Origin of the sequence: Cupriavidus sp. 2SB (assembly GCF_005503625.1) — a bacterium.
Taxonomy (GTDB): Bacteria; Pseudomonadota; Gammaproteobacteria; order Burkholderiales; family Burkholderiaceae; genus Cupriavidus.
The window spans coordinates 1-16275 of the sequence record NZ_SCMX01000111.1; the positions used below are offsets into that span (position 1 = coordinate 1).

General features: G+C 62.1%; 12 protein-coding genes. 4 read left to right on the forward strand and 8 right to left on the reverse strand.

All coding sequences use genetic code 11. The features are described 5' to 3' along the window. The 7 genes from FFS21_RS29720 to FFS21_RS29750 form a co-directional block, all read right to left on the reverse strand. Positions 1–574, reverse strand: a 574-nt coding sequence (locus FFS21_RS29720) for a glycerol-3-phosphate responsive antiterminator (protein WP_137928251.1), incomplete at its 3' end; no start/stop codon positions are given. 3 nt (positions 575–577) lie between these two features. Continuing rightward, positions 578–2131 carry an FAD-binding oxidoreductase gene (locus tag FFS21_RS29725; RefSeq protein ID WP_137928252.1) on the reverse strand — a complete coding sequence of 518 codons (1554 nt, stop codon included), beginning with the start codon at positions 2129–2131 and terminating at the stop codon, positions 578–580. Continuing rightward, complete coding sequence (locus tag FFS21_RS29730; RefSeq protein ID WP_137928253.1) at positions 2128–3807, reverse strand: glycerol-3-phosphate dehydrogenase/oxidase; 1680 nt, start codon at positions 3805–3807, stop codon at positions 2128–2130. Before FFS21_RS29730 ends, FFS21_RS29725 begins: the two co-directional genes overlap by 4 nt. Before the next feature lie 27 nt (positions 3808–3834). Then, positions 3835–5355, reverse strand: a complete 1521-nt coding sequence (locus tag FFS21_RS29735) for an FGGY family carbohydrate kinase (protein WP_137928254.1) — start codon at positions 5353–5355, stop codon at positions 3835–3837. Between the two features lie 5 nt (positions 5356–5360). Continuing rightward, positions 5361–6815, reverse strand: a complete 1455-nt coding sequence (locus tag FFS21_RS29740) for an MFS transporter (RefSeq protein ID WP_137928255.1) — start codon at positions 6813–6815, stop codon at positions 5361–5363. Positions 6816–7017: 202 nt separating this feature from the next. After that, positions 7018–8214 (reverse strand): GGDEF domain-containing protein, encoded by a 1197-nt coding sequence (locus FFS21_RS29745; RefSeq protein WP_137928256.1) that lies wholly within the window; start codon positions 8212–8214, stop codon positions 7018–7020. Between the two features lie 163 nt (positions 8215–8377). Further along, on the reverse strand, positions 8378–9322 hold the full coding sequence (locus FFS21_RS29750) for a hypothetical protein (RefSeq protein ID WP_137928257.1): 945 nt from the start codon (positions 9320–9322) through the stop codon (positions 8378–8380). A 265-nt stretch (positions 9323–9587) separates the two neighbouring features. Between FFS21_RS29750 and FFS21_RS29755 the strand changes: the two genes are divergently transcribed. Then, positions 9588–9767 (forward strand): CsbD family protein, encoded by a 180-nt coding sequence (locus FFS21_RS29755; protein WP_137928258.1) that lies wholly within the window; start codon positions 9588–9590, stop codon positions 9765–9767. A 141-nt stretch (positions 9768–9908) separates the two neighbouring features. Here the strand turns inward: FFS21_RS29755 and tssE are convergent, their stop codons facing one another. Continuing rightward, positions 9909–10430 (reverse strand): type VI secretion system baseplate subunit TssE, encoded by a 522-nt coding sequence (gene tssE / locus FFS21_RS29760; RefSeq protein ID WP_137928259.1) that lies wholly within the window; start codon positions 10428–10430, stop codon positions 9909–9911. Positions 10431–10912: 482 nt separating this feature from the next. On the opposite strand from tssE, the gene tssH reads away from it, so the two are divergent. Genes tssH through FFS21_RS29775 form a run of 3 tightly spaced genes read left to right on the forward strand, consistent with a single transcriptional unit; the run spans position 10913 to position 16070 of the window. Further along, complete coding sequence (gene tssH / locus FFS21_RS29765) at positions 10913–13648, forward strand: type VI secretion system ATPase TssH (protein ID WP_137928260.1); 2736 nt, start codon at positions 10913–10915, stop codon at positions 13646–13648. Between the two features lie 14 nt (positions 13649–13662). Continuing rightward, entirely contained in the window at positions 13663–14847 is a 1185-nt protein-coding gene (locus FFS21_RS29770; RefSeq protein ID WP_137928261.1) for a VRR-NUC domain-containing protein, read from the forward strand. A gap of 35 nt (positions 14848–14882) precedes the next feature. Further along, on the forward strand, positions 14883–16070 hold the full coding sequence (locus tag FFS21_RS29775; protein WP_171020525.1) for a type VI immunity family protein: 1188 nt from the start codon (positions 14883–14885) through the stop codon (positions 16068–16070). Positions 16071–16275 lie beyond the last annotated feature (205 nt).

Here is a 16275-nt window from a genome sequence, read left to right on the forward strand (position 1 = left end):
ACACCCCCGCCTCCAGATCCCACAACTTCCGATCACTCGTGGAAATCGCCACAGCCCCATGAGCCAGTGCAGTGCGGATATCGTCCTGATTACACACGAAGCCCGACGTCACGATGGGTGGCAGTGCCTTGCGGTCGGCTTCTGGCAGATGCGACAGCATTGGCGCGGGCATCAACTGCACGAGGTTGGGGTCGCTCTGTTCCAGCGCCTTGACGCTGCGTGGCCATGTAGAGCGATCCGTGACGAAGACTTTCTGCATGGTCACCATGCCGGCGCGGTTGGCGCGCTGGATGGTGGCCACGCGGGTCGACACCAGGCTTGTGACGCCGATGTCGGCCAGGTACTCGACGCCGCCCTTGTCCTGCGACAGCCCTTCGCAGCTATCGATGTTGACGATCACGTACTTGCCGGCTTTCGTCAGCGTGGCAATCACGGGCTGGAGCTTGCGCAGTTCCACGTTGGCCACGATCGCCACTTCGGCTTCGCTGCCGAGGATGGCTTCGACCTGTTCCACGCCGTAGAGCGTGGCGATCACGGGGTGGCGTGTCAGGCGGGCGCCGAGAGACCTGTCCATGTCTTACTTCTTGCTTTCGTGGGCCAGCACGTCGGAGAGGCCGAGCTTGCCCGGATTGAGGATGTTCTGCGGATCGAGCGCGCGCTTGACGGCTTCCAGTACCGGGAATGCCGTATCGAGCGAATCCGCCATGTACGGCGCACGCAGCAGGCCGATGCCATGGTGGTGGCTCAGCGCGGCATTGTATTGGATCAGCACCGCGTTGGCGGCATCCCATGCGGCGCGATACCACTGCTGGCGGTTCTCCACCGCCACATCACCGCGCAGCGAGAAGTACAGGCAGGCGCCATCCACATAGGCATGCGACTGGTGTGCGGAGCCGGCCAGCGTGCCCGGCACGGCATTGATCGCGGCCACCACATCGGTGTAGATCGCGGCGAGATCGCTCCACGGGCCGGCCATCTCCAGCGTATCGGCCACGAAGCCGGGGCTGCGCTTGAAGCCTTCGGCGCTCTTGCCGGTGAGGTAGCGCGTATCGAGCCAGCGTTCGAAGATGGCATCGCCGTCGAGCTTGTCGCCGAGTCGGGCGCAGACGCGCGTGCTGATCGCCATCACGGCGTCCACCATTTCCTGCGCGCCTTCGTCGGCCACGAGCAGCACGTTGGTCTCGGGCAGGCCAAACTGCACACCGCTTTCGAGTTCGTCATAGAGGCGCAGCGCCGCCGGATTGGCGCCTTGCTGCATGATCTGGCGGCACGCTTCCAGCCCGATGGCGAAGCTGCTGAAGCCATAGGCGATGGCGCGGCCGTAGTCGGGCAGGCGATGCAGCTTGAGCCGCACGCGCACGATCACGCCGAGTGTGCCTTCGGAGCCGACGAACATCTGCATCAGGTCAGGACCGAGCGCCGCGCGCGGATAGCCGCCTACGGTGATCAGGCTGCCATCGGCCAGCACCACGTCCATGCCGACGACCATGTCTTCGATCTTGCCGTAGCGCGTGGAGAGTTGTCCGGCGCCTCGGCATGCCACCCAGCCACCCACGGTGCTGATGGCGTACGACGACGGCCAGTGGCCCATCGTCATGCCGTATTCGTGCTGGATGGTCTGCTCGAAGATGTCGCCGAACATGCCCGATTCCACTTCGACGATCTGGCTTTCTCGATCGAAGCCCAGCAGGCGGTTCAGTTCGCAGACGTCGAGCACGATGCCGCCGCGCACCGGCAGTGCGGCGCCGGTCACGTTGCTGCGGCCCGCCGATACGGTGACGGGAATCGCGCCGGCATGGGCGATGCGCATCACGGCCTGGATTTGCTCCACCGTTGATACGCGCACGATGGCGCCGCGCGGCGTGGCCGGCTTGCCGCCGGTCTCGGTCATCATCGAACCGGCCCACCAGTCGCGCGTCCAGTTCACCACGTCGCCGGTGCCGGTCAGCACTTCGTCGGCGGCGCCGCGCAGGGCATCGAGCGTGGCGGTGTCGATGGTCACGGCATCGCGCTGCAGCCCCGGCGCGTCCGGCGTCTGCGTGATGCTGGCCGCGAAGTGCGGGGGCGTGTGCTTGCCGACGACGTAGTTGCCGCGGTTGTAACCGCGCTTGATGGCTTCCTTGCTGATCATGCTGTCTCTCCCATAAGGACGGATTTTTCGAGGGCAACGGCGGCCAGGTAATCACTGACCTGCCGTGCCACGGCCTGCCCGGACAATCCGAGCTCGGCCTGGAGGATCTGCGCCACGCGCGGCGCGGCGACGGCGGATGCATCGCGCGCCATCAGGCGTGCGCGGATGCGTCGCGAGAGCACGTCATCGACGGTGCCAGCCAGTTCATGGCGCACCGCGTAGACGATCTCGGCTTCGGTATGCGGCAGCCCTTCGACAATGGGCTTCGCGAGGGATGGGTCGGCCTGCAGGATGTCGCTGACAAAGCGGGCCTCGGTGCCGTAGCGTTCGCCCAGGTGCGCGGACATGCCGCCCGACGCGACGATGGCCTGCGGGTCGTAGCCCGCCGCGCCCAGCAGGTATGCGGACTTCGTGCGGCATTTGCCGCGCTTGCCGATGACTTTCTGCACGGCATCGATGGTCTGCTCGGCCATATGGCGCGAGGTGGTCAGCTTGCCGCCGACAATCGTTACCAGCCCGTCGTTGGCCACATGAATCTCGTGGTCGCGACGAATCTCCAGCGTCTTGCCGCCGGGCGGCGCCACAAGCGGCCGGCAACCGGCAATGCTGCCGACCACATCCTCGGGCTGCAGGTCGGTCTTGAGCGCCGAGCGCGCACCTTCGAGCAGGAAATCGAGTTCCTGCCGCGTGCACATGACGTTGTCGAGATCGCCGTCGTAGTCTTCGTCGGTGGTGCCGAGATAGGACACGTCGCCCCAGCGCGTGATGGTGGCGCGGCGGCTGCGGCCGGGCACGGGAATCGTCACCGTGCAATCGTTGCGGATCTTGAGCCAGGGGATGGCCACGTGCACACCCTTGGCGGGACGGATGTGCAGCGTCTTGTCCTCGCCCTTGCGGCGGCCGGTCCAGTCGCGCAGCCACACGCCAGTGGCCATGATCACCGCGCCGGCGCGCACGCGGATCTCGCGGCCATCTGCATGGACGATCGCGCCGTCGACCTTGTCGTGCGCGTTGCGCGTGATCTCCATCACCTGCGCGTGATTGGTCACTGCGGCACCGTGGAACGCTGCGGTGCGCGCGATGTCGAGCGTCAGCCGCGCATCGTCCACGCGTGCATCGAAATACAGGAAGCCGCCCTTCAGGTTGGCTTCGTTGAACGTGGGGCAGTGCGACAGCACTTCGGCCTTGGTCAGCTTCTGGTGCAGGATGCCTTCGCGCCAGCCGCCGGCCAGGTCGTAGGTCCACAGCAATCCTTCGAAAGCCTTGGCCAGGCGCTTGTCGAACACGCCGTCGCGCTCCATGACGGGGAACAGGAACGGCAGGCGCTGCACCAGATGTCGCGCGTTGCGGCGCAGGCGTTGGCGCTCCAGCAGTGAATGGCGCACGAGCCCCAGGTTGCCCTGTTCGATGTAACGCAGGCCGCCGTGGACCATCTTCGAGGATTTCGACGAGGTGCCCGAGGCGAAGTCGCTTTTCTCGACGAGTGCCACGCGGTATCCGCGCAAGCTGGCGTCGAGTGCTGCATAGGCGCCAGTGACGCCACCGCCGACGATGAGGATATCGAACGTCTCGCTGGCAAGCCGGTCGAGCTGTTCGGTGCGCACCAGCCGCAAGGGCTCGGTGCTGGTCATGGCGGCGCGTTCCCGATTGGCGCCGCGGGATGGCAGAACCATCATGTTGCTGAGGTCTCCAGATCGTATCGTTCAGTGCGCGGCAAATGCCTGCACGTGGTTCAGTTCGGAGGCCACGCGCGCGTGCCAGAGTGCACGTCGTTCGGCCCGTTCGTCGTTGCCGATGCGCGGCATGAACACCGCATCCGGCTCCGTGGTGGTACGCGCCTGCTCCAGAGAATCCCAGAGCAGGCCCTGCGCGCCGGCCAGCCACGCAATGCCGCGCAGGCTGGCGCGATCGGTTTCCTTCATGCGATGGATGGGCAGGCCGGTGAGATCGGCCTGCATCTGCAGCAGGGCATCGCTGCCGGAGAGTCCGCCGCCCACCACGAGGCTCGATACGTCCACACCGGCGATCTCGCGATTGGCGTCGATGCACGAGGTCACCGAATGCGCGATGCCGGCGAGGATCGCGTGGGCGATCTCGGCTTGCGTGGTAGCCATCGACACACCATTGAGTGCGGCGCGGGCCTCGGGCTGCATCTGCGGCACGCGCAGGCCAGTCAGCGCGGGAATGAAGGTCACGCCGCGCGAGGACGGCACCGTGGCGGCCAGTGCGCTGATCTGCTTCGCATTCTCGAACCAGTGCAGCTTGTCGCAGACCCAGTTCAGGGCCGAACCAGTGGTGGCCACGAAGGTTTCCACCGAGAAGTGCGAAACCCCCTGGCAGCGCCGTGCGGTCATCGTCAGCGTGCTGTCGGACTGGCCGGTGTGTATGGGCAGGTCGGGACCGATCACAAGATCGACAAAGCTGCCTGTGCCGTGCAGGCACATCGACTGGCCGGCGTCGAGGCAACCCAGTCCCACGGCGCCAGCAAGCTGATCGCCCGCGCAGGCGAGGATCGGTACGTCGATGCCGAGCAGATCGGCGCGCGTGCGCCCGAAATCGTCAGCGTCCTGGCGCAGGGCTGGCAGCAGTTCATGCGGAAAGCCGAGCGCGTCGATCCATTCGTCCAGATAGCGGTTCTCGCCGAGCACGTAGGCGCTGCACGAGGTGGCATTGGTCGGCGTGGTCACGCACGCGCGCTCTGTGGAAAGATGCCAGAGCAGCCACGTGTCGACGGTGCCGAAGGCGAGCCGCCGCTCGCGCAAGGCATCGGCCACGGCAGGTGTCTCGCGCAGGTGCCGCGCGGCCCAGAGATAGGGCGAGCGCACGCCGGCCGGGCGGCCCACCATGCTGCGCAGGCGCGGGTCCCAATCGGGCGCGAGCCGGTCGAGTTCGGCGGCGTAGCGCGTGTCCTGCCAGACCATGGCAGGCACCAGCGCGCGGCCGGTACGCGTATCCCAGAGCACGGCAGTGGCGCGTTGCGTGGCCACGGCCAGCGCCACGACTTCGAGTTTCCCGCGTGCGGCTTCGGCCAGCGTGGCGCGGCAGACGTCGAGCGTCTTGTCGAGCAGTACGTTGGCATCTTGTTCGACCACGCCGGGGCGTGGGGAATCGACCTGCAGGGGCGTGTATTGCAGGCACGAGACATGGCCGTCGGCGCCGACGACCGCTGCCCGCGTGCCGGACGTCCCCTCGTCGATCGCGAGGATGACTTTCCTGTGTGGCATTCGGATTATTTCTCGGTGGCAGGTTGCATGTAGCCGGCGCTGTCGCGTGCATCGCTGCGGAATTGCGGGGCGTCGGTTTCGTTATCGGGATGGATGGCCGTGCGCGTGGGGTCCCAGCGGATCACGAAGCAGATGATGCTGGCGATGAGCGGCACGACGGAGAGAATCAGGAAGGTGGTTTCCAGTCCGTAGCGGGCACGGAACAGCGGGAACACCAGCAGGCCCAGTGCCGCACCGATGGCGCCGAGTGCGCCGATCACACCGTTGGCGCCGGCCCGCAGCTCGCTGCGGAACGACAGCGACGACAGGCTCTTGCCGTTGGCACCCGGGCCGCCCGAGTGAAACAGGATGAAGAGCGAGGGCACGACCACGGCCACCCACGTCGGCATCTTGCCGTTGAACAGGCCCAGCGTGAGCAGCATCACAAAGACCGCCGCGAAGCCAAATGCCGAAGCGCGGCGCAGACCGAGCTTGCGGCCGATCAGCGGCGAGAGGAAGCCGCCGAAGATGCCGCAGACATTGAAGACCAGCGCGCCAATCGTCGCGTAGACGAAGTCCTTGCCGAACAGCGCCGCGCTGATGAGAGGCAGATACCAGCCGATGCCGAAGTACTGGATCGACTGACCGATCTGCACGGTAGCGGCAAGCACAGTGCGCGGCAGGTAGATGCCACGGAAGATCAGCAGCACGTTGGCCAGACCGCGACGGGCGAGGTTGGTGACGGGAATGCGCTCAGCAGCAGGCGCGGCCACGAACGGGCGGCCATAGATGCGGGTCATCGCCACGGCAGCGGCTTCGAGACGCTCCTTGCGCGCCAGCCACGTGGGGCTTTCCACGAGGAACAGCGCTTGCAGGATCAGGATGCCCACGCCGAAGACTGCGGTGGCGGCCACCGAGTAGCGCCAGATCGTGTCGCCAACATTCCACGAATAGAACAGCAGCGCCAGTACCAGGTTCAGGCACACGGCCGTGTACCACATGCCCTGCCATGTATTGAGGCGGCTCTTGAGCTTGACCGGCGTGAACTCGGCCAGCACGGCCATGGCGATGGCGAAATCGATCCCGTACGCCGCGCCCACGAAGAAACGGCCGACGAGGATCTGCTGGAAGTCCGGTGCCATCACGACCAGCACGGCGCCGGTAACGGCAAACACCTTGGCGAGGATCAGCGGCTTGACGCGGCCCCAGCGGTCGGCCATCCATCCGCCGATGGGGTTGAATGCGATGGCGACCCACGATGCGAACGAGGTCAGCAATGCGACCTGCCCGGGTTCGAGCTGGAGGTTGCGCGTCATCGGCCCGAGGCCGGCGCTCAAAGCGGAATTGGAGAAGGCGTCGAGGAACAGTCCGCCGAGTGCCAGCCACCAGATGACGCCGGCGCGGCCGCGAATGCCAGGACAGGAATCTATGAAGGCGATGACATCGTCGATGCCACGAAGCTTGATGGCAGAGGTTTGCACGGCGGTCTCCTTATCGTTGTTCTGTAAGAGGCCGCGCAAATTGCACGCGCTAAGAGACCATCTTACAGATGGTCTCTTATCTAGATCTGCCCGGGCAATGTAGGGGTTTGCCGAGGCAGTGTCAACCGGGGAAACCCGCCCCTTGTCCGTTTATCGGGCCACAACGGGCACGGTGAAGAGCGGGTGAGTGATCAGCGTTCCGTCAGGCGGGATTCACGAGTTCGATGCTGTTCCGCTCGCGCTTGGCGCGATAGAGCGCCTGATCGACTTCGCGCAGCAGGGCCTCGAAATCGGGGATGCTGGCAAGCGTATCGGTGTCCGCCACACCGGCGCTGAATTCGAGCGCGAAGGGCAGCCAGGGCGTGACAGGCCCGTTGTGCAGCGCGTCGCGCAGGCGCTTGAGAAAGCCGTGGGCCTGCGTCACGTCGGTGTACGGCAGCAGGATCAGGAACTCCTCGCCGCCCCAGCGCACCAGCACATCGCGCTGCCGCTTCAGGCGCATCACCGTGTTGGAGAACGCCTGCAACGCGGCATCGCCAATCGCATGGCCGTACTGGTCGTTGATCGACTTGAAGCGGTCGAGATCGATCATGGCAATCGCCAGCGGATGCGGATCGGTGCGTGCGCGCTGCCATTCTGCTGCCACGATGTCACCGGCGCCGCGACGGTTCAATGCCCCGGTCAGCGAATCGGTACGGCTGAGGTTCAGGATGCGCTGGCGCAGTTGCTCCTGCAGCGCCAGTGCGTAACTCAGCGTGAGCAGGAACGACACCAGTGCATCCATCAGCAGCGCGTCGATGGTCGGGAAGAACGGCGCGTGAAAGGGCAGCGGCGGCAGCGGATGCAAGGTCAGCATGATCGCGCCGGAACCCTGAAAGGCGAGCAGGACGGCTTGTCCCGCCAGCAACCCCCATGCGCCGCGATAGCTGCGCGCCATGCGCCATGTCACGCGCGCCTGGATCGCAATCGAAGCGAACATGCAGAGGCAGAACCACGGCAGGGTGTAGGGGCTGTGCAACGCAAGCAAGGCACCAGCGAGATACAACATGGGCACGCCCAGCAGCATGCGCAGATGCCACGCGCGCGAATGGCCGCGTTCCAGCAGGTGATAGAGCGCCAGAGTATGGGCGCCCACTGCGGTCATGAGCAGCGTGGTGCCCACCGCATGCGCGCCGGCCGGTGTGAAAACGGGCAGCCAGGCGAGCGATCCGGAAGGCACGCCGGGCTGCAGCAGCGCCGCCACGTGATAGGCCGCCATCAGCAGGTCGCCGGCCAGCCACCAGTGCAGGGAAGTATTGTGCTTGCCCAGTCCCAGATAGGAGAGGCATAACAGCAGCGTCGTCATCAGACCAAAGGGCGTGATGACGGCGAGAAGGATTACGGGGTCGTTCAGGAACATTGGCGGGGGCGCGCCGACAGGAAGGGCGAGATTTTATCCCGCGCCGGGACGCCGGTGTATGGCCGGCGCCGAATATCGCTACGCCCGTGGCCAGTTTTACGTTCGCTTACATTCAGCGCTTGACGTCGAGCGCAATGATTCGCGCGATGTGGCGTGAGCGAGGTTAGAAGCTCGCAGCGAGCCCCAGCGACACACCGGAGACGTTGTTGCCGAACACATAGCGCACCACGGCACGAATCCGCGTGACGAAGACTTCATGCGCGCTGGTGTCCAGTTCCAATCCGGTGCCAAGCGTAGTCAGCCGGTTGAAGCCGAGCACATTGGCCTGGCTGCCGAGGTATTGGGAATGCGAAAGCTCCAGCACGTAGCGCACTGGCCGGTCCAGTGCCCGCAGGTTGAAAAGGGGCGCGCGCCAGCGCGCGTAGAGATTGGCAGTCTGCGCCGTGGCCGAGCCCTTGACCCCGGCCGATGTGCCGCCAAAGGTCTGCAGATAGATGTTGGTGTACCGGAGCTCGACGTCAATGTCGTGTTCGGGCCGGTAATGCTCCCAGTCCAGCATCACCGCGCCGCCCAGGCCGTAGGCGTTGAGCGATCCGTTGTCCAGAAAATTGATCTGCTCGTCGACGGCGCGCTCGACCACGACCTTGGCGACGGCAAGGTCGCTCGAAACATTGCCGATCGAGGCGTTGAAGATCGGACGGAACACCAGCTCTTTGTCTGCCGTCAGCGGAAAATCCCAGCCGATTCCCACCGTGCCCGAGAAGGTGTTCCAGCGGGTGGGAATCTGGCGGGAGTCCGAGCCGTCGGTGGCGACGAAGGTCGGGTCGTAGCGGCTGTACGCAATCGCCCCTTCCAGATACAGGGGGAAGGATTTGCTGATCGTGAAGCCGCCGCCTAGCTGCGACATCATGATGCCCGGGTCGCCGCTGGTGGCGTTATTGATCGACAAGGAACTGGAGGCCAGGTCCGGCACCACCGAATACGCCATCAGAGACATCACCCCGTTCGCCTGTTTCTGCACATTTGCGCCGGTAATGCGGAACTGCGCATCAGCCGGGGCGGCGGCGCACAGGCAGGTGGCGGCAAGGGCGAGGTGTTTCAGGCGCATGCGGGGTTGCCGTACATGGATGGGGATGGCGTTCCCATGGTCGCAAGGATTTGCCGCCGGCGGAATTCAGTTTTCTCACGATGCGAGTTTAGGAAATCCGGTGTCTCTCCCACAGCCCATTACGGCGAAGTCCTACAGGGGATTTTCCAATGGTTTCCTAAACTGTCCCTGAGCCCTGCTTCCGACGCCATCCGGCCTGCCAGGCTGGCTGCGGACGGGACCGGGCCTTCCTGAACCGATTGAACCGATCACAAGGAGCGCGATCATGAACAAGGATCAAGTGAAGGGCCGCATGAACGAGGCCAAGGGCAAGGCCAAGGAACTGGCCGGCAAGATGACCGGGAAGACCTCGACCGAAATGAAGGGCAAGGCCGAACAGGTAGCCGGTCGCACCCAGTCTTCGTATGGCGATACGAAGGAAAAGATGAAGAAGAATCCGAAGTAAGCGAAGTAAGCGATCGTTCAAGCGATCGTTCGGAGTGAAAAAGCGGGGCGCCGGCCGCCCCGCTTTGTTGTTTGCAACACGCCGGTTCGGCAGTTCGAGGGCTTGATCTCTGAAAGATCCACTGTTGCAGAGAACCAGCCGTCAATTCGCATGGAGCGCCCGGAGCTGCATCCGACTGGTTTCCAGATCCAGTGAGCTTTGTGCTGTGAACGCCATCGGATACGGGTCCATGTGGATAAGTCCGCTGATTTCAAACAGCAGAACGTTGTATCGGTGCGGAGCGTCTTCCTTGAGCAACGGTTGAATCCTGAGGGTGCCAGGAATCAGGCGTGGCTCGAAGTTGTCGATAGCACGGTGCACGACGCCGATAATGTCGTCCCATCTATGTTCTGACAGATAGCTGCCTGCCATGGCCGGCACACCATAGTTCAGGGTTGAACTGGCCGCGTGCGGGAACCGCTTGCGATCGATCTCGTCTTCGCGATTGGTGGTATTGAGCAGGTAGGTGAGATCACGCTGGATGATTTCGAGCATTTGCGCGCGTGTCACCGTGTATTCGGTCGCATTTTCTGCTGGTCGCGTTGGCGCATCATCCCGCAGCCTGTCAAACAGTGTGGGCAGCAGTTGCGCGCTGGGGCGGCGTGGGGCGCGATGTTCACTCACGGCCAGTCCTTCCAGCGGTACGGGTGGCAAGATCCGGCACCCCGACCTCCATCCTTGACCATCCGGTCCTTCCCGGTACCTGCCGAGGTTGGCGCAGAAAGCCCTCTCCGGCCGATAGATACTTCAAGTCGCACATACTCGTCTCACTGACTCGTTGACCGATTCCGGTGCCGATGATAGTCGAATACACAAAAAAAGAGATAGGAAAATCAGATTTAAGAAAATATAAATACTAATTTAAGAATAATTCTATTGATGTCGAGCCATATCTATAGCTGCTATGTGATTATGTAATCGATAAACGTATAGTAGAAATACTAAAAATTTGGATTGAATTTTATCGAAATCAATAGATGTGTATAAATAGGTGTTGGAAATTGCATGCGTGGAGATTTTAAAATAGCCTGATCAGGGCTGTTTTTTTCTGCAGCCTTCCGGGCAAAAGAACTGGCCCATTCAGCAAAATTCAAGAAGGGCTTCGGATGGATATCTCACGGCAGGCGCTATTTGGCCGACTCAATCCCACGTTGTTCAAGGCGATAGAAAGTGCGACCGCCTTCTGCAAGCTTCGCGGCAATCCGTACGTGGAGCTGGTGCACTGGCTGCACCAACTTCTGCAGACCCCCGACGGTGATCTCCAGCGGATGCTACGGCATGCCGGGGCAGACCTCCAGACGCTCGAGGCCGACGTCACGCGCGCATTGGCGACCCTGCCGGCAGGGGCGAGCTCGATCAGCGACTTCTCGTTTCAGATCGAATCGGCCATCGAGCGGGCGTGGGTCTATGCCACGCTGGCGTTTTCCGATGATCGTGTGCGTGGCGCTTACCTGCTGACAGCATTGCTCAGGACACCGGAGTTGCGGCGATCGGTTCTTGGCATCTCGAACCAGTTTGCCAGGGTGAGTGCGGAGGATCTGGTTGGCATGCTGCCGGCTCTGGTTGCCCAGTCGCCCGAGAGTGTGGAGGCAGCCTACGATGGCAGTGGCTTCTCGCCGGCTGTTCCAGGCGAGGCAAGTCGTGCATTGGCGCCGACGAGGTCCGGCCAAAACGCTTTGAGCCAGTACTGTCGTGACTTGACCGAGGAGGCTAGAGGAGGCCGACTTGACCCCGTGATTGGTCGCGAGCACGAGATTCGCACCATGACGGACATTCTGCTGCGCCGCCGGCAGAACAACCCTCTCTTGACGGGTGAGGCCGGCGTCGGCAAGACGGCGGTGATTGAAGGGCTGGCACAGGCCATCGCCGTGGGCAACGTACCGCCGAGCCTGAAGGAAGTCCGACTGCTAAGCCTCGACGTAGGTGCCTTGCTGGCGGGTGCCAGCATGAAGGGAGAGTTCGAGGCGCGGCTGAAGGGCGTGCTCGAAGACGCAGCGAAATCTCCACAACCAGTGATTCTTTTCGTGGACGAAGTGCACACCCTCGTTGGCGCAGGCGGCGCGGCCGGGACCGGAGACGCCGCAAACCTGCTCAAGCCAGCGCTGGCCCGCGGTGCTTTGCGGACCATTGGTGCCACTACGTGGAGTGAGTACAAGCGCCATATCGAGAAGGATCCCGCACTGACGCGTCGATTCCAGGTGCTGCAGGTGATGGAACCGGAGGAGATTGCCGCAGTCGCCATGGTGCGCGGTCTTGTGGAAACCTTCGAAGCGCACCACCAGGTGTTGATCCGTGACGAAGCCGTGCGCGCGGCAGTGAAGCTATCGCATCGCTACATTCCTTCGCGCCAGCTTCCGGACAAGGCGATCAGCTTGCTGGACACGGCTTGCGCGCGCGTGGCGCTATCGCTCCACGCGCCGCCAGCTTTGGTCGAGCGTCTGCATCAGCGGCTCGCGGCGGCAAGGGCGGAAGCAAGTCTTCTGTCCAGGGAGGCCAGTCTCGCCACGCCTGACGAATCCCGCATGTCAGCCGTCGAGCAGACGATCCGGGACACCGAGATTGAACTTGACGAGGCCCAGGCCCATTGGCAGCAGCAACGAGCGATTGTTGCGGAGATTCATGAGCAGCGTCGGATCGCCGCGGCTTTCGACGCGGCGGACGGCACGCCTTCATCCCGGATGGATCTGATCAGTCTGGACGCATCGCTTCAGGCCATCCAGGGGGATGCACCCATGGTCTTCACCGATGTGGACGAAGCCGTGGTTGCGGCAATTGTGGCCGACTGGACCGGCATTCCTGTCACACGCATGGTTGCCGACGAAGTCGCCACCGTAATGGCGTTGCCCGAGACACTGGGCAAGCGTGTCATTGGTCAGCCTCACGCCCTGGATCAACTGGGTGAACGCATTCTGACGGCGCGCGCACGGTTGACAGATCCAAAGAAACCCCTGGGCGTCTTTTTACTGGTGGGGCCATCCGGGGTTGGCAAGACCGAAACGGCATTGGCGCTGGCCGACGCGCTTTATGGTGGCGAGCAGAATCTCATCACCATCAACCTCTCGGAGTTTCAGGAAAGTCATACCGTCTCGACTCTCAAGGGGGCACCGCCCGGCTATGTTGGCTATGGGGAAGGGGGTGTGCTGACCGAGGCCGTACGTCGCCGTCCGCATAGCGTGGTATTGCTCGACGAAGTCGAGAAGGCCCACCCGGACGTGCATGAGGTCTTCTATCAGGTCTTCGACAAGGGCTACATGGAAGATGGGGAAGGACGCTACATCGATTTCCGTAACACGATCTTGCTCCTCACCAGCAATGCGGCCTCCGACCTGCTGACCAGCCTTTGCGACGATCCGGCGCTGATCCCGGAGCCCGCAGCCCTGCGCGACGCGTTGATGCCCGAACTGCGCAAAGTATTTCCTGCGGCTTTCCTCGGGCGGCTCGTGGTGGTGCCTTATCTCCCGCTGGCATCTGACAACCTGGATCGGATCGTTCGTCTTCATCTGGATCGCGTGGTGGCGCGCATGCGCGATCAGCACGACATCGCGCTGACGTACGACGATGCGGTCGTTTCGTACATCGTACAGCGTTGTCCGGTTGGTGAGACCGGTGCCCGGCAATTGATCAGCTTTATCGAGCAGATCGTCCAACCGCAACTGGCTAGACGGTGGCTCGCGGCGCTTTCAGAAAAGCGCAAGCTCGCCGCAATCGAGATCTGCCTTGCCGAAAGCGAAGCAATGTCGCTCGTCTATCGCACCGAGTACACCTCAGCAGCAACAAAATTCCCGAGCCAAAACGCGACTTCGGAGTGCCACAACCCCCAAGTTCCGTTAGAGCATTTCTGAAGCGAGGCATCGCAATGCGTGTGACCTACAGGACGGTAAGTACAGCTTGCACGACACTGGAGGAACGCAAGGAGTACGGGCAAGTTCCTCCTGCGGACAAAGGATATGTGGCGGAGAAGGTGGAGTACGCGCTGCGCTTTCCGCGGGTCACGACAGTTCGCAGAAAGGATGGCACCACAACGCAGGCGCTGTTGCAGCAGCTCGTAGTGAGCGCTGCGATTCGTGCCGACGAATTTCTTGCGGACTTCTACTGGCATTACAAGGCGGAGGTTTGCTTTGACATGCGGCCCCGTCCTCCAAAGCCATACTTGAGCAGCGGCAACAAGGCAGATGGTCCAGGCCGGCGTCATACTTTGAATCCATTCCCTCCTGGATATGTCAAAGGTTCACTGCGAAGATTGGATCTGATTATTGTCGAGAATGCCGACGTAAGATGGCCGGGACTTGCCACTACCGATCACGAGGGCAACTTCCACGCCGCAAACTTGCGTCGTGTAGTGGAATTGAAATTCCCGGGTGACGACCTCCATGAAGCGCAAGAGCGAGCCTACTTACGTATTGCCGGAGACTCCAGAGAGCGGCTTGTCATTGCAGATATCAATGACTGTCAGGGTCACTTGGACAAGACTCGCGAGGCATTCGGTCACCCTTCTGCAGCACACATACCTGTTAAAAAGCACGAGCGAGAGCGCGCTCCGATTCGCTCCCGTCGTCAAATAGCGGAACCCGCGTTTTTTGAGCAATGGCTGAGCCACATCGGAGACGGCGTGGATCAATTCAATCGAGCAGTGAAATCCCTGGCCGACGGAACGCATCGGGGCATCCAAGATCTGTCCGATGAAACGCAAGCTTGGTTGCAGAATAAGGTCGGGTGGATCTTCGAGGCAGGCCACTGGATCAGGAATACAGCGACGGGCGCTTGGACATGGATCAATGGGGGCGGTCAGGCAGTCGTCCGCTGGTCACACGAAAACATGATCGCCGCCTGGCGGGAGTTCCAGCGACAAACCGATCTGGCGTGGGAACAAATCAAGGAAATTGATTGGGGTCAGATCGTGATCACCGTGGCTGGAACGGTGGCGGTCGTGGCCTTGGCAATAGGCGGCGTACTCGTGGTCGTTGCTATTTCCGAAGCGATACTCGCTGCGCTACTCGCTCTGCTTGCTATTGGCGGCGCGGGATCTTTGGCTGCGGCATGAAGCACGCAGCCATGCCTTGACTTATGACTCTTATCATGACTTCCTTCTCTCCATTGACACCGACCGAGGCCATTGAACGTTACGGTCATGAACTGACATTCACCGATCCTTCGGATCGTAACCGTATTGTTATCCGTCCTGCGCTGATCGGCACGTTGTTCTTTGAGCGGGGATCGCAACCCGCCATGCGAAAGGCGTTGCTGAGTTGCGTAGACGAATTTCGTGCCGCGTATGGTGACGAACTGAGTGGAGGAAAGAAGGGAAAGACGAAGTACTCGCGAAAGACCATGAGAGGTATCGAAGCAATGCGCCAGTACATTCTTTCAAATGATCCCGACTATGAAGTTGAGTTCGTCTTCGCCGATGTTGTCGATAACGCGACTGCTCCGGAATACCTGATCAGATCATTGACTGGACAGGCGTATCACGAAGAGCACCATGGCGATTTGTCCTATTTGAAATTTATCCTTCCATGGTCATTCGCAGAAAGCGCGGGAGGATTGGCTCAGTACCATCGCTTCATGACCTTTTGTTGCGCTGCGTTGCCGATACGGGGCGGGTACGGTGGGATCGCTCCGGTCCTGCCATATGGATTTCATCGCTACATGCCTCAGGAGTACCAGCTTGCTCAGCGTTTCGTCGGGCTCGAAGCTGATTGCTACGCGTTTGCCGAAGCGCTGGACTATCAAGACAACCACATAAAGAGCACGAATTGGTACACGGTGCTTGGCGACCCTCTGCTGGAGAAACTCGGCAGTGAGGCAGACGTCAGAGCCGCGCTTTGCCGTGAAGACATTCTGATGGAACGGCACGGGCAGTGCCTGGTGATCCGGGCGGGCGACTATCCGCTACTGGGCGCGCCGGAAGAGGGGCCGTTGGAGCCCTACATCTTTGTCAACCGGGTGATCCGTCCTTTGCGCAAGCCGCTGCGCGGATCCATGCATTCCTACATGGAGGGTGTGGAGAGGTTTGGTGAAGAAGAAAGCCGGCGCTGGGTCGCGCGCTTCGATGAACCAGAAGGTCCGAACGATGACAGCACGCCGCAGCCGAGTCGAGGCGCGTCAGCGCTGCCGTTCCAGACGTGCCCTCGTAGCGGGCGGTGGGTGGCCAACCACCTGGGCAATCGGATCGCGCAGGTCAAGGCGGGTGATCCGATGCCGGGTCCCGAACGTAGCGATGTCGGGAATCAGGTTGTCTGGTACTTCGTGCGCGACATTGAATGAATGCCAATCAGGCAGGATGCATTGACTTTCCTTAAGCACTGGATATGTGCGGGAGGAGAGAATGAACGCCGGGAGTCTGCTACAGAAGAGAGCCATGAATGCCTCGTTGAATCTGCCGGGTACGGCTGACCGCTTCGATAGCCGTACCGTCATGCTGAAGGGCGACGGTCTTCCGGCATTGATGGGGCAGTCTGCGCTTACGGTT

Bases quoted from the DNA above. Each gene is read 5' to 3' on its own strand.
- tssH (WP_137928260.1), top strand. From the start codon at position 10,913: ATGGATATCTCACGGCAGGCGCTATTTGGCCGACTCAATCCCACGTTG.
- FFS21_RS29725 (WP_137928252.1), bottom strand. From the start codon at position 2,131: ATGATCAGCAAGGAAGCCATCAAGCGCGGTTACAACCGCGGCAACTAC.
- FFS21_RS29770 (WP_137928261.1), top strand. From the start codon at position 13,663: ATGCGTGTGACCTACAGGACGGTAAGTACAGCTTGCACGACACTGGAG.
- FFS21_RS29755 (WP_137928258.1), top strand. From the start codon at position 9,588: ATGAACAAGGATCAAGTGAAGGGCCGCATGAACGAGGCCAAGGGCAAG.
- FFS21_RS29735 (WP_137928254.1), bottom strand. From the start codon at position 5,355: ATGCCACACAGGAAAGTCATCCTCGCGATCGACGAGGGGACGTCCGGC.
- FFS21_RS29745 (WP_137928256.1), bottom strand. From the start codon at position 8,214: ATGTTCCTGAACGACCCCGTAATCCTTCTCGCCGTCATCACGCCCTTT.
- FFS21_RS29775 (WP_171020525.1), top strand. From the start codon at position 14,883: ATGACTTCCTTCTCTCCATTGACACCGACCGAGGCCATTGAACGTTAC.
- FFS21_RS29730 (WP_137928253.1), bottom strand. From the start codon at position 3,807: ATGATGGTTCTGCCATCCCGCGGCGCCAATCGGGAACGCGCCGCCATG.
- FFS21_RS29750 (WP_137928257.1), bottom strand. From the start codon at position 9,322: ATGCGCCTGAAACACCTCGCCCTTGCCGCCACCTGCCTGTGCGCCGCC.